We start from the raw sequence: 18,004 nt of genomic DNA, 5'->3' as shown, positions 1-18,004 counted from the left end.
ATCACAGATATCTGCAAAGGCTTCGACAATGGCTAATTGAGGCATCTGGTCTCAGGCTTGGGGAGATGACCTAACTACCATATCAGTCACTCAGTTAGAATGAAATAGCCCTGAGTTAACCTGTGGTGCAATATATCCACGAGCATTGGGTGTTACACGGGATATAGCGTTTCTCAGTTGGGTGGAATATATCGCGGTTCTTTTGTTTTCGCCACCTTGGCAGGGACATGGCAATGCCATGTCTTTACAGATGTATCGCACCCAATTTCTCTTTCCCAGTCTCTGGCTGGGAATGCCTACCATGAGACTCTGCCTGATATTATTTGATACTTTATCAGAGGCAGAGCTTTCATCTCCAAGCGTTCCCAGTCAGAAGGGAACCAGGATAAATTTTTTGGCTGACTGTATATTATATTAGCTATCTCATCCTCATTCTTTAGTTATACAAAGCTTGTTTTAAACTCTGTCTGTTGATGCAGGTTTAGATTGTATACCCTGATATAAGCTGGTGACAGTGCCAAAAATATTGAAAAAAGTTTAATCTTTTTCAGTTGGCGATACAAGGCTTTTACGAAAATCAGGTTTTACAGCTTACATCTAAAATTGAGAGGAGGCATTAGTTAGTGTTTTTCCACAAAAAAGAAACAATTCATACTGTCGATATTAAAGAGCCTAACCCGCGTTTTGCTCAACTAATGTTAGAGCAGTTTGGGGGAGCAACCGGCGAACTTACAGCCGCTTTACAGTATTGGGTACAGTCGTTTCACTGCGACAATCCCGGTATTAAGGATATGCTGCAAGATATCGCTATAGAGGAGTTTGGACACCTGGAAATGGTGGGTAAACTCATCGAACAGCATACCAAGAATACTGACCAAACAGAAGCTTATAAGAGTACCCTATTTGCTCTCCGTGGGATGGGGCCACACTTCTTAGACAGCCAGGGTAATAGTTGGACTGCTAGCTATATTAATGAAGGTGGGGATGTTGTGCGTGACTTGCGGGCAAACATTGCTGCTGAAGCTGGGGCGCGTCAAACTTATGAGCAGTTGATCAAGCTGTCAACTGATGAAGGGACGAAGAAGACTCTAGTGCATCTGCTTACCCGCGAAATTTCTCATACCAAGATGTTTATGAAGGCGCTGGAGTCGATGGGTAAACTAACTGACCCCTTCTTTGGCAATATCCAGCCTGATGAAACTGTGAATCTTTACTTCAATTTGTCTCAGAATGGTCAGGATGAGCGGGGGCCTTGGAACTCTGCACCTGATTTCGAGTATGTTCCACAGCCTACGGCTGACAGTTAATTGTACCATCAAGTCGGGACAACTTAGTTAAAAAAATCGAGTCTGTGGGAAGTTTAACCCGCAGGCTCGACTTTTCTTAATAAAAAATTAATAATGTAGGTAAGGCGATCGCCTGTAGCGATGTAGAAATTCGGTTTTATATCAAAATCGCACTTGAATTAGAAACAGTTTATACAAAAACTTCTGCGGGAAAACGATATTAATTGGATAGTACGCAATTTAGGAAGAGTTTGAGCGGGGTTTTGCCAAATACATCTGCCTATCTACTGGTATCCCACGGAAGCCGTGACCCTCGTCCCCAAGCAGCTGTAGAGGAATTAGCAACTCTTGTGGCACAGAAGGTACGCCTTGAGAGCGAATGGATGCAGAAAAAAAGTGATCGCTCATCCTTGGCTGCGCCGCCAGTGGCATTGTCACCCCTGGTAGGTACAGCAGTGCTGGAACTAGGGGATCAGCCTTTGCATGAACAAATTCAGCAATTTAGCGATCGCGCTTATGCCAGTGGCTTGAAACACCTTCAGGTGTTGCCCCTGTTTTTGTTGCCGGGAGTTCATGTGATGGAGGATATCCCAGAGCAAGTAGCGATCGCATCTACTGCTCTTGAGAGCAAGTTGACAATAGAGATCCGACCTCATCTAGGCGTTCACCCTGGCTTAAGTCGTCTCTTGGCAACTAGCTTGGCTTCGGTAAACGCGGATGCGAGTATTCTCTTATCTCACGGTAGCCGCCGTGTTGGTGGAAATCAGCCAGTGGAGGCAATCGCTGCAACTCTAGGGGCAGTGCCTGCTTACTGGTCGGTGTCACCCAGTTTGGAGGAGCGTCTAGAAGATTTAGTCAGCGCTAAGTATTCTCACATAGGGATTCTGCCTTATTTTTTATTTACCGGGGGAATTACGGATGCGATCTTAACAAAAGTTAAGCTACTGTCTAAGCAATTTCCCACGAGCAAGCTTCATCTGGCTGAACCTATAGGGGCTAGTGCTGAGTTAGCCGATTTGATTTGGGACTTAAGAAGTAAATGAACAGCACAGTCATAGAGAACACACAGGTAAACAGGAGTAAGTGCTTGGGTAAGGTATATCTAGTAGGTGCAGGGCCAGGAGATCCCGGCTTAATGACGCTGAAAGGGAAAGGACTGTTAGAGTGTGCTGATGTCGTAGTTTACGACGCTCTAGTGAGTCCGCAAATTTTGGCGATGATTAACCCCCACGCCGAGAAAATTGACGCGGGTAAGCGGATGGGGCGTCACTCCCTGTTGCAGGAAGAAACTACGCAACTGTTGATAGAAAAAGCACAGACTCAAGCGATAGTGGTGCGACTCAAAGGCGGCGATCCGTTTGTGTTTGGTCGCGGCGGCGAAGAGATGGAAGACTTGGTACGTGCTGGAGTACCAGCGGAAGTAGTGCCAGGAGTGACTTCGGGAATTGCCGCACCAGCTTATGCAGGGATTCCTTTAACTCATCGTGCTTACAGTTCCTCGGTAACATTTGTTACGGGTCATGAGTCTGTAGGGAAGTATCGTCCTACTGTGAACTGGTCTAGCATCGCCCACAGTTCCGAAACCATCGTCGTCTACATGGGCATTCACAATCTGCCCTACATTGTGGAACAATTGCACCTTGCAGGATTGAGTTTAGATACTCCCATCGCCTTAATTCGCTGGGGAACTCGACCGGAACAGGAAGAATTAATCGGCACCTTAGCAACGATTGTGCCGCAGGTAGAGGCGGCTGGTTTTGGCGCACCCGCGATCGCTATTATTGGCAATGTGGTGAATATGCACAGTACCCTGTCCGGTTGTCGTCCTCGTGTAATTAGTTGCTAATCGTCCTTAAACGCCCCATCAAGTCTCGATGATCCACAAAAAAAGCCTGTCTACGCAGGCTTTTTTTGTCTCGCCTTACGCGGACGAAAGTTGGTGCAGTTGCGGCTACCCTTTGGGAAGGCGAAGCGCCTACAGTCGTTAAGGTAATTAGCGCCGCGTTTTTTCTCTTAGGATAGGCATAATTTTAAAGAAATCGTGTTAGTTGGACGCGGTAGCGTTCTTTTTTAGTAACAGCAATTTCCCCAACTTCCAGCCTTCCTTTACCGCGAATAGCGATTAAGTCTCCAGATTTAACTTGAGAACTTGCTTGCGTGGTTTCTTTCCAATTTACTCTGACATCGCCAGCATCGATGAAATCAACCATTTTGCTGCGAGACATTCCAAATCCAGCAGATGCGATCGCATCTAATCGCAGAGAAGCCTCAACAGTCGTCAACTCTTTTTTCTTCGGTTCGCGAATTTTTAATTCACTAAGCTCAATTCGGCGAGTTTTCACAGGAGTTGAGCGTACTTGATTGAGCTGCATTTCCAGAAACTCTACCATTTCTGGAACCACAATTGCCTGCGCTCCAGACTCTCCCAGTACAATAATATCGCCAGTTTTTTCCCGCACAATTCCACACCCCAGCATAGAGCCGAGAAAGTCGCGATGAGTGGCTTGGTCGAAGAGAAAATTTCCAGCAATATCCAAAGCCGCAACCGGGACTTGAGACACTTCCAGAGGAATTTCTGAACGCGCGATCGCGATCCTTTGCCGTTCAGCTTGCGGATAACCTCCCCAAGCAACAAGTTGTACTTCAGTTAAACGATTAAAAGCCTGTTGAATTTCAACAATTTCTGGAGGAGAAAGAAAATCAGTTACGACAACTTCCCAAGTTTTAATTGCTTGATCCGCCAGATCAATGACACGAGCTACAGTATCTCTATTTTCTACTCCTTTGAGGAGTTCTTCTCTTGGCAACATTCTAAATAGTTTTGAGTTTTGTTTTAGACGCGGTTTGTCGCGTCTTGAGTTTTAAATGAATCTACAATGACTTTCTTGATTGTATCGTTGCGCTCGCTCAAGGCGTATGCTTACCCAGAAACAGATCGTCTACCCAAATGATTTGATATTGACTTCCAAGTCCAGCCATCATTCTGCACTAAGGCCAGAAGCAAACGCCTTCGCCTATTTAGGCTGGTGACTTCTTCCTCAAAGACTTCATCGCTAACAAGGGGAATATTGTTGCTTGCTATCGCCAAAGATGAGGGAGCGATCGCTGGCGCTAAAAATTAATACCCACCCAGCCCAAGTGAGAAAAATCAACACCAGAGTAGAAATAATAATAGTGCTGTAGCCAGCGATCGCCAGCAGATGATGAGACGAAGCGCAGCGATGGTGACGCAGAATAGTTTTCCACACCCAACTACACACTCTAGATGTAATTGACCCGCCTCCACTTCCTACCGCTAGCGTTGTCCAAAGTACATCTATGATGATCCACCAGACGAGCGCAACTCCCAAACCCGCTAGCAATACTCTTATTCCGACCAGCCTCAAGTCACTTGCGCTCAAGCAATTACTTAGACTAGCAATGTTCTGTTTGTTACTCCCTCTGTCTAGAGGATTAGCTTACACGCCATCTGGGTCAACGTAGGCTTGAAGATTTTCCGGCTCAAACTGGCGGAGTATCCGAGTAGCTACGCGAGTTGTAGTTTCCGGAGCTTTAACCACAACCAGGTACTTACCAGCATTCAGGCGGTTGCGGTAAGGCAAAGCATCGCCACTCCCAACTACCAAACCAACACCGCCGCCGACAAAAATACTACCCAAAGCACCGGAGGCTGCGCCCAGAATACCACCAATGACATGATTACCAAATGCTCCTGCCCAGTGAAAAATTTCTATCCCAGTACTCAAGTTGAAGACAAACCCGGCGATAAATCCAAAGGGTATGAGCCAATAAGCCATCAGCGTTGATTGCTTTTTAGCCTGCTCGTTGGGATCGATCAAGCCAAATTCATCAGCACTTTTGTATCCTCTACCCAGGATAGTCACCTTATCCATAGGTAAGCCTTCTTTTTCTAGAGCGGAATAAGCTGCTTCTGCTTGGATGCGGTCTTGTAGTACGGCGACGAGATAATTCATAGTGATATCGTTAGATGATGCAAAAGATAGCCTTAATTAACAGCCTATCAGTGTCGCTACAGCAAATCCTCTACCTGGATTGGGATGTGAAGCGCAAAAGTATCATACAGATTTTGTAGGGTGGAGAGCAGCCCAAACAGACAAAGTTAAAAACTTTCAGGTAACAAGCCGTGTAAGAACACCTGATACAGTTAAAATGACCAACTGATGCGATCGCGCCACTGGTGGAAGTCATCAGATGCGATCGCTCTTGAGTCAACTGCCATCAATTAGCTGACTTTCAATCCTTGCTCCCTGTACGCAATATCGCTCTTGGCTTTTCAAAAGTCTTGCGTATAGGAACTGATGATTTTTTACCTAGACCTACCTGCCAATCATGTCCAAGGTTCTTGTTTCTGACCCAATAGACCAAGTTGGAATCGACATCCTCTCCCAAGTTGCCCAAGTTGACGTAAAAACAGGTCTTTCACCCGAAGAACTGGTGCGGATCATGCCAGAGTATGACGCTCTAATGATTCGTTCTGGAACCCGCGTCACCAAGGAAATTATCGAAGCTGGCAAACAGCTAAAAATCATCGGTCGCGCTGGGGTTGGTGTCGATAATGTCGATGTCCCAGCTGCCACCCGTCAGGGGATTGTAGTCGTCAATTCCCCAGAAGGCAATACAATTGCCGCAGCAGAACACGCCCTAGCAATGATGCTCTCCCTCTCCCGCCATATTCCCGACGCAAATGCGTCTGTTAAAAGTGGTCAGTGGGATCGCAAAAGTTTTATCGGGACGGAAGTTTACAAGAAAACTCTCGGCGTTGTCGGTTTAGGCAAAATCGGCTCCCATGTCGCCACCGTCGCCAAAGCAATGGGGATGAAAATACTAGCTTACGACCCGTTCATCTCTGTGGAACGGGCAGAAGAACTAGACGCTCGTCTAGTAGAGTTGGATTTGCTGTTTCAGGAAGCAGACTACATCACCCTGCACATCCCGAAAACTCCAGAAACCACCCACTTGATTAACGCCGAAGCCATAGCCAAGATGAAACCCACTACCCGGATTATCAATTGCTCCCGTGGTGGGATCATTGATGAAGCGGCTTTGGCAGAGGTTCTCAAAGAAGGCAAAATTGCTGGTGCTGCCTTAGACGTTTTCGAGACAGAACCGTTAGGCGAGTCGTCCTTAAAATCCTTGGGCAAAAATCTCGTCCTCACCCCCCATCTGGGAGCCTCCACAGCTGAGGCTCAGGTGAATGTCGCCATCGATGTTGCTGAGCAAATTCGAGATGTTTTGTTGGGGCTTCCAGCCCGTTCAGCGGTGAATATCCCCGGCTTGCGTCCCGACGTTCTGGAAAAACTCAGACCTTATCTGCAATTGGCGGAAACTCTGGGCAATATGGTGGGACAATTGGCTGGAGGACGTATTGACTCGTTGAATATCCGCCTGCAAGGAGAGTTGGCAACTAATCAAAGTCAGCCTTTGGTAGTGGCAGCACTTAAAGGGCTGCTTTCGCAGGCGCTGCGAGAGCGGGTAAATTACGTGAATGCCAGCATTGAGGCCAAGGAGCGAGGAATTCGCGTGATTGAAACGCGGGATGCCTCGATTCGAGACTATTCTGGTTCGCTGCATCTGGAGGCGCAGGGAACGCTTGGGGAGCATTCGGTGACGGGCGCTTTATTGGGAGACGGGGAAATTCACATCACCAGTATTGATGAGTTCCCGATCAACGTCCCCCCCAGCCCTCATATGCTGTTTACTCTGCACCGGGATATGCCAGGGATCATTGGGAATATCGGTTCCCTGTTAGGCAGTTTTAATGTCAATATTGCCAGTATGCAGGTGGGACGCAAAATCGTGCGGGGCGATGCGGTGATGGTGCTAAGCCTGGACGATCCCTTACCGGAGGGAATATTGAGCGAGATTACCAAAATTCCCGGCATTCGGGATGCTTATACGGTGACTCTTTAAACGATGCAAGGATTTTGGATGCAAGGATTTTGGATTAAAGGTTTACTCGTTAATCCTCAGGTTGTGTGGTTCTAACCCGTTACCTAAAATCTAAAATCTAAAATCATCGGAGGCGGAGAAACTTCTTCGCCCCCGCAAAATCTAAAATCCAAAATAGATATGGCGAACACCTGGTGGGAAATTCAAGTTTTGGGCGACCCAGCTTTGGAAGATTTAATCTTCTGGAGGCTGGACAAATTTGGCTGTCGCGGTACTTCCAGTGAGGTAAAAGGACATTCCAGCTTGGTGTGCGCTTACTTATCTCCCCTTGATGCAAATCTGCTGGATTTGGCGGCGCTATCTCTGTGGTTGCGTCAGGATGCGCTGATGGTGGGATTGGCGATGCCGATGACCCATTGGCATTTGATTGATGAGGAGGATTGGTCGAGTAGCTGGAAGCAATATTGGCAACCGCAAGAAGTAGGCGATCGCTTACTTGTCTACCCGGCTTGGCTGCCTCCTCCAGAACAGTCAGAACGCCATACCCTGCGCCTCGATCCCGGTGCGGCTTTTGGCACAGGCACTCATCAGACAACTCAGCTGTGTCTAGAGTCGTTGGAAATGCGCTTGGGTGGCGACCAAGAAGGGGTTACAGTGGCGGATATTGGCTGCGGATCGGGGATTCTCTCGATTGCATCTGTGTTGTTAGGTGCCGAAAAAGTTTATTCCGTAGATATCGATCCGATGGCGGTGCGAGCCACGCGCAGCAATCGGGAACTTAACAAGATTAGCCCCCAGCGTCTCATTGTAGAGCAGGGTAGTATCGACCGCTTGATAAAAATGAGCGATGAGCCTGTCGATGGCATTCTCTGCAATATTTTGGCAGAGGTGATTATTGACTTGATCCCGCAAATGACTGCGATCGCTAAACCTTCTAGTTGGGGAATTATTAGCGGTGTTTTGCTAGAGCAAGCCAAACCAATTGCCGATACTTTAGAACAACACGATTGGATTGTTGCCACTCTCTGGCGACGGCAAGAATGGTGCTGCTTTAATATCAGGCGTTCTTGAAAATTGGTGCCTGTAGCAGCCCCAGTGATTCTCAAGTTGATTTCGGGAACACTAACATCAGTTGCTTGGTGTTAGTCTATGTCCCGTCTCAACAATCGCGCTTTTGAAATCCTGCGTGCTGAAATTACCAAATGTGCCGGGAATGACCCATTGAGTAAAATAGAGGAAAGCCTTGTAGTCAGGGAGTTACAATTACTGCAAAAGCAACAAGGCTCCCCTGCATCTTTAGAAGAACTACAACAAATAGTCGTCACCACTTATCCAAACTTCAGAGAGAAGGCGCTGACGCAAGCCGCAAAAGCTAATCGCTCGATAGGTATTTTAGATGTAATTAAACTAGCTGCTGTACTGGTAGTCTTGCTAGTCTTAGGATCGGGATCGCTTGTCTTAGCAATCCTGCTATATCCTACAAACGATCAGCCAGTAGCGCAGAATGCTCCCTTGAGCAATGAAGAACATTATGAATTAGCGATCGCATTCTTAGAGCAAGCAGAAAAATTCATTACCCAAGCTAGTACAGCAGCAGATTTGGCATTGGGTGAAGAAAAACTAAACGCAGCAAAAAAACATATTGATGAACTGCCAGTTTCGCATACAATATCTTCGCCGCAATACTCTTACAGGCGCAAAAAGGGTAGGCGCTATGTTAGCGGTTACAATACGCAGACAATAGAGGACGAGCAAACTGCCTCGATTCGCTCTAGATTTGAGCAGGTAAAAAACCAACTTTCTGAACAAAAACAGGTTCAGGGACGCACCGAAACTTTAATTAAAGGTGCCAAACAATTTGCCTTTGCAGCCGCTAAACTTGGACAAAATGCACCTCATACAGCAGATAAATGGCAACAAATTGAAACTTTGTGGTACAAAGCAATTGAGCAGCTACAAAACATTCGCGTAGATGACGTTGACTACGTGGAAGCGCAAAAATTACTAGCAACGTACCAAACTAACTTAGGTACTGTGCAAACTCGACTAAAAGCAGAACGCCAGTCACAAGAAGCTTTTAAATATGCTCAAGAGCAAATCCAAGCCTTGCTGGCTTCTATCCCCAAGGATGGTTCACAGGTGAATCGCAACCAGATAATAAGCCAGATGCAAGAAATTATTAATCAGCTGCAAACGGTTAAATCTGGGACAACCGCCTATTCAGAAGCCCAAAACCTGCTGCAATCAGCACAGAAGAAACTCGCTTCTGCTCAAAAATAGCAATGAGCGGCGCGATCGCACACTCAGATAAAATGTAATTAATATTCCTTGCTGACAGCAGAAGGCTGGCGTACCATGCGCGATCCTGATTTTACAGATGCTTTACAGTGGACACCTGATGCCAAAACAAAGCTGAAAAATATTCCCTTTTTTGTCCGCACTCAGGCGAGACAACGGATTGAGCAGCTAGCTCGTGCTGCTGGTTCGGATATTGTCACGGTTGAGTTTGTTGAGCAAGCAAGGGTCGAATTTGGACAGTAATAAAGGAATTCAGCTTGTCTATAGCAATCCTATTTGAGTTGTGAAAGCTCCCTTTTAAATGAACCGCCCAGGCGCGACCAGGCGCTCCGGGTAGAGGAAAGGGAGAAGTTCATAAATGATTTAGGATTGCTATATAGGGTTTCTCAGTTGGGTGGAATATGTGGTGGTTCTGATGTTCGAGCCACCTTGGTAGGGACATGGCATTTCCATGTCCTTACAGATGTATTACTCAGTGGATATGTGAAATAAATTACACATGAAACCGTGATGTAGCAAGGCAAGTTTGTGTAATTAATTATGCACAGTTACTTATTATAGTAATGACTAGCTAATCAACCTTCCTCTAAATTCATTGCCGATAAAATAGCCTGCTGGCTGACTGTTTTGTAAACTGTATCTAAATATTGCATCACTGGCTGACTAGAAGCTGAATTGGAACCTGATGATAAAGGAATAGGGCCTAAAACATCTAATATTGTGTCGTTGCTTGCTGGTGCAATTACAACTAAAGAAGACTCCAGGGGCTCGTTGTATTGCCAAAATTGTTCAATTTTAAGCGGGGTTACTGTTCGAGTTGGCTGAGATGTTTCCGCAGTAATTTCTGTTTCAGAAGTTTCATCAGCCCCGCGTCGTAATTGACGTAATGTATCGAGTATTTGTTCTTTGGTACGCCCGCGCAACTGGAAGATTACAAAGGGGTCTTCGCTGAAGCGATCGCCTAACAAATAATACACTGCTCCAATATGTTTGCAAGGATTAGCCGGATCGGGACAAGAACATTTACTGTGGATATCAAACTTGGTCAATGGAAACAAGCTTATACCATTTGCAGTAAACACTTCTTCAATATTTTGTGGCATTTCTCCAGCCAACAAACGAGCTGAAAAAATTGCCCGCTGTGACATAGTTTCAATCACATAATCCCATTGTTCGTCACTAAAAGCATCCAGCGATAAAACAACTTTATATGGTTCAGGCGCAGTTCCTTGCACTCTGGAAACCACTTTGTGACCGCGAAATTCTAGGCTTAAAACTTTGCCTTCTCGTGCATATATGCGCGCCCGTTCCAAGCGACGCCGCCAGCCAAATGACTCTAGTAAATCTAGCCATCGTTGCGCCCACCATTCTCGACTTTGTTGAATATCGTAATTTGTCATTTTGTTTTACTCCTGTTGTTCCATTGAAGGCTGCGGAGGCGGACAAAAGTTTGTGCGGTTGCGAGTTTAGTCGTTCAGCATTTATTCATCATCAATTACTGCACTGCGGTCAAGTAAAAGCAAGTTGCGGAGTTGGTCGGTATCTAGTTCTGTTAGCCACTGTTCGCCAGCACCAACAACTTGTTCCGCCAGGGCTTTCTTACTTTCAATCATGTCATTGATTCTTTCTTCCAGAGTACCTGTGCAAATAAATTTATGCACTTGAACATTACGAGTTTGACCGATACGAAATACCCGATCTGTTGCTTGATTTTCGACTGCTGGGTTCCACCAGCGGTCGAAGTGGAAAACATGGTTGGCGCGTGTCAAGTTAAGACCTGTACCACCAGCTTTTAGGGATAAAATAAAGATTTTGGGGCCTTCCGGGTCGTTCTGGAATCGGTCTATCATTTCCTCCCGTTGTTGTTTGCGGGTTCCGCCATACAAAAACAATGTTTCCCAGCCAAGTTGTTGTTCTAAATAAGGCTGGAGGAGTTTTCCCATTTCGGCGAATTGAGTGAAAATTAAAGCGCGATCGCCTTCTGCTAAAGCCTCCTCTAGCATCTCTTCTAGACGCTGAACTTTACCAGACCGACTGCGGAAAGATGAATTTTCAGTTTCGCCTGCTGATTTTAAGAACTGTGCAGGATGGTTGCAAATTTGCTTCAGTTTTAGCAATAAAGCTAAAATCATTCCCTTACGTTGAACACCCTCGGTTTCTTCGATTTCACCAAGAGACTCATCTACCAGTTGTTGATAAAGTGTAGCTTGTTCTGATGCAAGTCCGCAGAATACATTCATTTCCTGCTTCTCTGGCAAGTCTTGAATGATTTTGCGGTCGGTTTTGAGACGACGCAGGATGAAAGGGCTAACAAGCGATCGCAATGTCTGCAACGATGCTGTATCCCCATATTTCTCAATCGGTAAAGCAAACCGCCGCTGGAAGAAATCCCGCGTTCCCAAATACCCAGGATTGAGAAAATCCAAAATTGACCACAGTTCAGCTAATCTATTTTCTACTGGAGTTCCTGTCAGCGCAAACCGAAAACCTGCCTTTAGCTGACGTACCGCCTGCGATTGTTTCGCCTGGGGATTCTTAATATTTTGGGCTTCATCCAATACCACCCCTTGCCAAGAAACACTTTGCAGGTCTTTAGCATCTCGAAATGCGAGAGAATAACTGGTAATTACCAAACTTTTCCCTTTGATTGCTTTGGTAAATGTTTTCCCTTTGGCGCGTTTATCTCCGTGGTGGACTACAACATTCAACGTCGGGGCAAATTTCTTAACTTCTCGCTCCCAGTTACCCAAGACCGAAGTCGGGCAAATTAGCAAAGTTGGTGCTTCTAATCTCCCTTTTTCTTGCAAATTTAGCAAAAATGCGATGTATTGGACTGTTTTTCCCAGTCCCATGTCATCCGCCAGACAAGCGCCCAAGCCCCAGCGCTCCATGAAGGAAAGCCAGCCCACTCCGAGGGCTTGGTAAGGGCGCAACTGACCGTGGAAGTTGGCGGGAGGCGCGATCGCTTCCACTTTCTTGTTATCTGTTAAAGTCGTCAACAACTGTTCCAGCGGCCCTGATGCCTCAAAGCTAACTACCGGAAGTTTTTCAACAAGTTTGGTATCGCCACTGCTGAGGCGCACAGCGTCCTCTAAAGAGAGAGAAAGCTGATCTTTCGGTGTCGCCAACAGCGCCGCCGCCGCTTTAACTTCAGAAGGTTGCAGTGCAATCCAATCGCCATTCACTTGTACAAGTGGACTTTTGAGGGCTACGAGTCGGTCAAATTCCTGTTTAGAAATTGTGCGATCGCCTATAGCTAATTCCCACTCAAAATCTAGCCAACTTTGTAACCCTGATTGACCTTTTCCCGGTGTCGCACTGGAGCGAATTTTTAGCCCCAAGCGCCGATTTTCTCCCTCAACAGGTGTCAGACTGGGCGGCAAAATTACCCCCAACCCGCTGTCAGCGAGCCGCCATGCGCCAGCCTTGATAAACTCATACACCTGAATTGGTGTCAAGCGACAAAACTGCGGACGGCGGTCGTGCAAGCTGGCTTCTATGGGAGGATATATTCGGGAAGCCAAACCTAAACCGCCCAGCAAAGTCTCTTGAGGATGCTCAATTGTCCGACCTTTGAACACTCCTCGCTGCAAGGAATGGTTCCAAATGGTTTCTGCATCCACCAGAAATTCTGAGTTATCAACTGCTTGGAGAAAGTAATCCAAAGTCCAGTTTTCCTCACCTGATGTTGGTGGTTGGAGAACCAAACAGGTGCGAAACAGATTCTGCTCTGGCGCTAAAAAAGTGTAAGATTCACCGTTAGCGATCGCTCTAGAAACTAAATGGTTCTGCACGGGCGCTATCCAATCTTTGAGCGCGGTTTCCAGCTTTCCTAATCCCGTTGGTGCGTTTAGGGTATCAGATGTCGTAGATAGAGCGCCTAACCATTCTCTAACCGCAGGTTCTACTGCACTTAAGTTAGGATTGCCAACACGCAACCTCACAATCGTGTCTATCATACTACTCAAGAATCCCAACAGTAACTCCTGGGGTTCTATTGGCAACTGTACAGAAATTGGAAACTGGGAATTGGGAATTGGGGATTGGTCTTCTTCCTGAGTCCCCAATCCCTGATACGTGCGACAAGTAGATGGCATCAAAGCGGTAAACTTTTCTAAACGCTCCCGATCTACTGCACTATCCAGCAGCGGTTGCCAACGGGCGACGATGGTATCATTTTTTTGCCGCTCTAGTGCCGGCAAAAACTTGCACCGAGCCAGAAGATCCAAAACCCATCGACCAATATGCGACCAAAAGCGCAATTCTCCCCCCACAAATGTGTCAGATGCTTTCAAAGAGCCAAGGGGAAGCGCTTGCAAAAATTGCATTGCTTGCAAAGGGTTAAGACACAGCCCCTCAACTTGCCAAGGGTGTAAAAATAGAGGCGGCGCATCCCCATTTTCTGACACTATTTTGGTAGACAGTACGGGATAAACTGGTTCGCCTGTCTCCCCTATTTGGGTGGGGAGAGCTAGTATACAATGCTGCCATTTCTCATCCGCAGTACGATTCTTTTTGCTTTTGGTTGCCGATGTTTGGACAAATTTCTCAATATCAAAATGGGGCGATTCTCCTCCCAAGACACTGCGTGATCGCAAGAAAGATATCAATTCCGCCTGTGTCATCGCCAAAGGATGAAATGGTATCAAATCTGTTTTATAAGACCCATCTGGCGGAATTGGTCGCCAAGTTTCTCCCCAAACAAATAAATAACTATTCTGAGATTGAAGTAGCCAACTACCGTGTAAAAGTGCCATGATTTAAAATTTAATTTCTTGATTTTTAACTTAAATCTCTATCTAATTATTTTAGGTAGACTATCTAACAGCTACCTGATAAATTATAAATTTTTGAATCAAATTTTTACATAAGAGATAACATATTTTCCAAAAAACTATGAATATTAATTTGCCCTGGCAGAAAAGTTTAAAAAATGGAACAAAAGTAAACTTAGACCGGATGCGCCTAAGCGAACAAAATGCGGTCAGGGCGTTATTGAACCAAATCATTATTGAGGATCAAACGTATCCACAAAATCAACCTCTATCCGAAGTAGAATTTGCTGCCTACTGGATGACTCACGATGCTTTTGTCGTCACTGCCGATGACGAAACCGCAGCAACGCCGGAGGAAATTTTGGGAGCTTTCTATCTAAAACCCAATTTTCCCGGACGATGCAGCCACATCTGTAATGCTGGCTTTATTGTACAACCATCTATGCGGGGTCAAGGCATTGGGAGGTTGATGGGACAGGGAATGCTAGAAATTGCCACCCTTCAAGGTTATACGGCGGTGATGTTCAATTTGGTCTTTGCAAACAACACCCCATCCATCCAGTTATGGGAATCCTTGGGATTTCAGATAATAGGCGCATTCCAAGTGCGGCGCATTTATCTGATGGACGGGTGGTAGACGCACTGATGATGTATCGGCCATTAGTCATTAGGCATTAGTTCAGTCAAAACTCGTCAGGTTGTCCGGTTGTCCGGTTGGAAGAAGCTGACAACCTTCAAACGCTAACAGACAACTGACAACAGACTAAAAGCACCAATATTATACAAATGCTAGGATTGCGAAAGATAAAGAAAAATGATGAAAGGACAAAGTACCACATGGTAGAACTAGACAAGTCAATATCCTTTGATGGACGGGATATTCGACTGAAAGTCGGGTTGTTTGCCCCACAAGCAGGGGGTTCAGTTTTGATTCAGTCAGGAGATACGGTAGTTTTAGTCACGGCGACTCGCTCAACCGGCAGAGAGGGAATTGATTTCCTGCCTTTAATAGTAGATTACGAAGAAAGGCTTTATGCAGCAGGTCGCATTCCCGGTGGTTTTCTGAGACGCGAAGGGCGGCCGCCGGAAAAGGTGACACTGACAAGCCGTTTAATTGACCGTCCCCTGCGTCCGTTGTTTCCTTCCTGGTTGCGAGATGACCTGCAAGTGGTAGCAACGACACTTTCTATGGATGAGCAAGTACCGCCGGATGTGCTAGCGGTGACTGGCGCTTCGATTGCCGTGTTGTTGGCAAAAATTCCCTTCCTGGGGCCGATGGCGGCGGTGCGTGTTGGTTTAGTAGGCGATGATTTTATTATCAATCCTACTTATGCAGAAATTGAGGCGGGGGATTTGGATTTGGTGGTGGCAGGTTCCCCAGAAGGTGTGATTATGGTGGAAGCTGGAGCCAACCAGTTGCCAGAGCAGGATGTGATTGAGGCGATTGATTTTGGCTATGAGGCGGTGCGCGATTTAATTCAGGCGCAGCGAGAGCTTTTAGCAGAACTGGGTATAGAGATGGTGCAAGAGACACCGCCGGAATTAGACCCGACGCTAGAGAATTTTATAAGCGATCGCGCAACCGCTCAAATCAAAGAAGTCTTATCTAAATTTGACTTAGATAAAAACCAGCGTGATGCTCTCCTAGACGAGATCAAAGAGACGCAAATCACCAGCGCGATCGCCCAATTACCCGAAGAAGACCCGATACGAGTTGCCGCTGCCGAAAACTCGAAAGCAGTTAGCAACGTTTTCAAAGGTATCACCAAAAAGATGATGCGCCGTCAGATTATCGAAGACGGCGTTCGCGTAGACGGTCGCAAACTTGATGAAGTGCGTCCTGTTTCCTGTCGCGTCGGTCTGTTACCTACTCGCGTTCATGGTAGCGGTTTATTTAACCGGGGACTGACCCAAGTATTATCTGTTTGCACTCTCGGCACCCCAGGCGATGCCCAGGATCTCGCAGATGACCTGCACCCAGAAGATGAAAAACGCTACTTGCATCACTATAACTTCCCGCCCTATTCTGTAGGGGAAACCAAGCCGATGCGCGCTCCTGGTCGTCGGGAAATCGGTCACGGAGCGCTGGCAGAACGAGCCATCGTGCCAGTGTTGCCGCCGAAAGAAGAATTTCCCTATGTGATTCGGGTAGTATCGGAAGTGTTATCTTCCAATGGTTCAACCTCGATGGGTTCCGTGTGCGGTTCCACCCTCGCTTTGATGGATGCTGGCGTGCCAATTACTGAGCCAGTCAGTGGCGCAGCAATGGGTCTAATCAAAGAAGGCGACGAAGTTCGCATTCTCACAGATATCCAGGGAATCGAAGATTTCTTGGGCGATATGGACTTTAAAGTTGCCGGCACCGAAAGCGGTATCACGGCTTTGCAAATGGACATGAAAATCAGCGGATTACCCATAGAGGTAATCGCCAAAGCGATTGAGCAAGCCAAGGGGGCGCGGCTGCACATTCTGGAAAAAATGCTGACGACGATTGAGAAGCCGCGTACCGAAATGTCGCCGTTTGCGCCTCGTTTGCTGACAATCAAGATCGATCCAGACTTGATTGGCATGATCATCGGGCCCGGAGGCAAGATGATTAAGAGTATCACTGAAGAAACTGGTGCCAAGATAGATATTGACGATGATGGCACCGTAACGATTTCTTCGGTGGATGGCGAGAAGGCGAAAAAAGCCCGCAACATTATCCAGGGTATGACGCGGAAGCTGAACGAAGGAGATGTCTATGCTGGTCGCGTTACCCGTATTATCCCGATTGGTGCCTTTGTGGAAGTGCTTCCCGGAAAAGAAGGCATGATCCACATTTCTCAACTGGCTGACTATCGGGTTGGTCGCGTAGAAGATGAAGTAGCTGTCGGTGATGAAGTGGTTGTCAAGGTGCGAGAAATTGACTCAAAGGGTCGGATTAATTTGACGCGCTTGAACATTCACCCCGACGAAGCAACAGCAGCCCGCGAAGCGGCGGCGAACCGTTAAATAGCAGATAGAACAAAGCTCGGTCTGTAACAGACCGAGCCGCAGTATTTGAGGTATTAGTTTTCAACAACTGCCTTGCTCTATCTCATGCCTTTGGGCAGAATTGCATTATCTAAGGCAGCATCCTCTAAGTTAGCATTCATCAAGTTTGCCTGACTCAGGTTGGCACCGCTCAAGTCTGCTTTCTGAAGATCGGCACTATTGATAAATGCGGCAGTCATATTAGCCTTTTCCAGATTAGCCGCTGTTAAATCAGCACCTTCCAGGTTAGCTTTGGACAAGTTTGCGCCTTTCAAATTAGCCCCTCTCAAGTCAGCCCCGGCCAGGTGAGCGCTTGCCAGATTTGCCTGTGTTAAGTCGCAGCCCTTACATTGTTTAGTTTCTATCAACTGTCTGACATGGGCCGGATTTTCTGCGCGAACCGGAGCTACTAAGCTTAAGGGAAGTAGAAGTGCTGCGGTTGCTAGAATTGCTAATTTCATATTTTTTACCGACGATATTTTATTAATTCTTTATTTTTCTTTCTGATATAATCTTATGTTTTACGATTATTCCAGACCATCCTGCATTAGGTTGAACCTGTGGGGTGAATCCAGAGGAAAGCCTGGGAAAAATTTTTGAAGTAATACCTAAGAGATAGAAGGGAGGGGAAAAAGAGCAAAGCCGCGCGTGTAGGGGCATACGCTACTCTTTGGGAAGCCCGGTAAGCATCAAGGAGATCGCGATCGCATCTACATTATG

General features: G+C 46.6%; 15 protein-coding genes and 1 pseudogene. 10 read left to right on the top strand and 6 right to left on the bottom strand.

The genetic code is table 11. From position 1 onward, the window contains the following. Window positions 1-145: 145 nt before the first annotated feature. From H6F63_RS04585 to cobA, 4 genes are all read left to right on the top strand, one after another. A complete protein-coding gene (locus H6F63_RS04585; protein WP_190635262.1) occupies window positions 146-418 on the top strand; it encodes a hypothetical protein in 273 nt (90 codons plus the stop codon). A gap of 205 nt (window positions 419-623) precedes the next feature. Beyond that, window positions 624-1,307 carry a manganese catalase family protein gene (locus H6F63_RS04580; protein WP_190635260.1) on the top strand — a complete coding sequence of 228 codons (684 nt, stop codon included), beginning with the start codon at window positions 624-626 and terminating at the stop codon, window positions 1,305-1,307. 242 nt (window positions 1,308-1,549) lie between these two features. Then, entirely contained in the window at window positions 1,550-2,329 is a 780-nt protein-coding gene (locus H6F63_RS04575) for a sirohydrochlorin chelatase (RefSeq protein ID WP_190635258.1), read from the top strand. Continuing rightward, entirely contained in the window at window positions 2,326-3,132 is an 807-nt protein-coding gene (gene cobA / locus H6F63_RS04570) for a uroporphyrinogen-III C-methyltransferase (RefSeq protein ID WP_190635256.1), read from the top strand. Before H6F63_RS04575 ends, cobA begins: the two co-directional genes overlap by 4 nt. Window positions 3,133-3,316: 184 nt before the next feature. Here the strand turns inward: cobA and H6F63_RS04565 are convergent, their stop codons facing one another. The 3 genes from H6F63_RS04565 to H6F63_RS04555 all read right to left on the bottom strand — a co-directional run bounded on the left by H6F63_RS04565 (window position 3,317) and on the right by H6F63_RS04555 (window position 5,260). After that, window positions 3,317-4,096: a photosystem II S4 domain protein gene (locus tag H6F63_RS04565; protein WP_190635255.1), complete on the bottom strand. Its 780-nt coding sequence runs from the start codon at window positions 4,094-4,096 to the stop codon at window positions 3,317-3,319. 243 nt (window positions 4,097-4,339) lie between these two features. Further along, window positions 4,340-4,534: a hypothetical protein gene (locus tag H6F63_RS04560; protein WP_190635253.1), complete on the bottom strand. Its 195-nt coding sequence runs from the start codon at window positions 4,532-4,534 to the stop codon at window positions 4,340-4,342. Between the two features lie 210 nt (window positions 4,535-4,744). Further along, window positions 4,745-5,260 (bottom strand): hypothetical protein, encoded by a 516-nt coding sequence (locus tag H6F63_RS04555; protein WP_190424452.1) that lies wholly within the window; start codon window positions 5,258-5,260, stop codon window positions 4,745-4,747. 376 nt (window positions 5,261-5,636) lie between these two features. Here H6F63_RS04555 and serA point away from each other — a divergent pair, with 376 nt between their 5' ends. From serA to H6F63_RS04535, 4 genes are all read left to right on the top strand, one after another. Further along, window positions 5,637-7,217: a phosphoglycerate dehydrogenase gene (gene serA, locus H6F63_RS04550; protein ID WP_190635251.1), complete on the top strand. Its 1,581-nt coding sequence runs from the start codon at window positions 5,637-5,639 to the stop codon at window positions 7,215-7,217. A gap of 159 nt (window positions 7,218-7,376) precedes the next feature. Then, on the top strand, window positions 7,377-8,267 hold the full coding sequence (gene prmA, locus H6F63_RS04545; protein WP_190635249.1) for a 50S ribosomal protein L11 methyltransferase: 891 nt from the start codon (window positions 7,377-7,379) through the stop codon (window positions 8,265-8,267). A 78-nt stretch (window positions 8,268-8,345) separates the two neighbouring features. Beyond that, entirely contained in the window at window positions 8,346-9,476 is a 1,131-nt protein-coding gene (locus H6F63_RS04540; protein WP_190635248.1) for a hypothetical protein, read from the top strand. A 75-nt stretch (window positions 9,477-9,551) separates the two neighbouring features. Then, on the top strand, window positions 9,552-9,737 hold the full coding sequence (locus tag H6F63_RS04535) for a PCP reductase family protein (RefSeq protein WP_190424522.1): 186 nt from the start codon (window positions 9,552-9,554) through the stop codon (window positions 9,735-9,737). A 332-nt stretch (window positions 9,738-10,069) separates the two neighbouring features. On the opposite strand, the gene H6F63_RS04530 is transcribed toward H6F63_RS04535, so the two are convergent. Continuing rightward, entirely contained in the window at window positions 10,070-10,894 is an 825-nt protein-coding gene (locus H6F63_RS04530; protein ID WP_190635246.1) for an SWIM zinc finger family protein, read from the bottom strand. Window positions 10,895-10,975: 81 nt separating this feature from the next. Then, the gene (locus tag H6F63_RS04525) at window positions 10,976-14,251 is read right to left on the bottom strand and encodes a DEAD/DEAH box helicase (RefSeq protein ID WP_190635244.1); all 3,276 of its coding nucleotides are present in this window, start codon (window positions 14,249-14,251) and stop codon (window positions 10,976-10,978) included. Between the two features lie 145 nt (window positions 14,252-14,396). Here H6F63_RS04525 and H6F63_RS04520 point away from each other — a divergent pair. Both H6F63_RS04520 and H6F63_RS04515 read left to right on the top strand, forming a co-directional pair. Beyond that, a pseudogene (locus H6F63_RS04520) lies at window positions 14,397-14,947 on the top strand (N-acetyltransferase). A 159-nt stretch (window positions 14,948-15,106) separates the two neighbouring features. Then, window positions 15,107-17,263 (top strand): polyribonucleotide nucleotidyltransferase, encoded by a 2,157-nt coding sequence (locus H6F63_RS04515; protein ID WP_190424464.1) that lies wholly within the window; start codon window positions 15,107-15,109, stop codon window positions 17,261-17,263. Between the two features lie 80 nt (window positions 17,264-17,343). On the opposite strand, the gene H6F63_RS04510 is transcribed toward H6F63_RS04515, so the two are convergent. Next, entirely contained in the window at window positions 17,344-17,745 is a 402-nt protein-coding gene (locus H6F63_RS04510; RefSeq protein WP_190635242.1) for a pentapeptide repeat-containing protein, read from the bottom strand. Window positions 17,746-18,004 lie beyond the last annotated feature (259 nt).

Source organism: Trichocoleus sp. FACHB-40 (assembly GCF_014695915.1).
In the GTDB taxonomy this organism is placed as follows: domain Bacteria; phylum Cyanobacteriota; class Cyanobacteriia; order Cyanobacteriales; family FACHB-T130; genus Funiculus; species Funiculus sociatus.
Note: the sequence above shows the minus strand (reverse complement) of the source record. Positions and strands in the feature narration are given on the sequence as shown.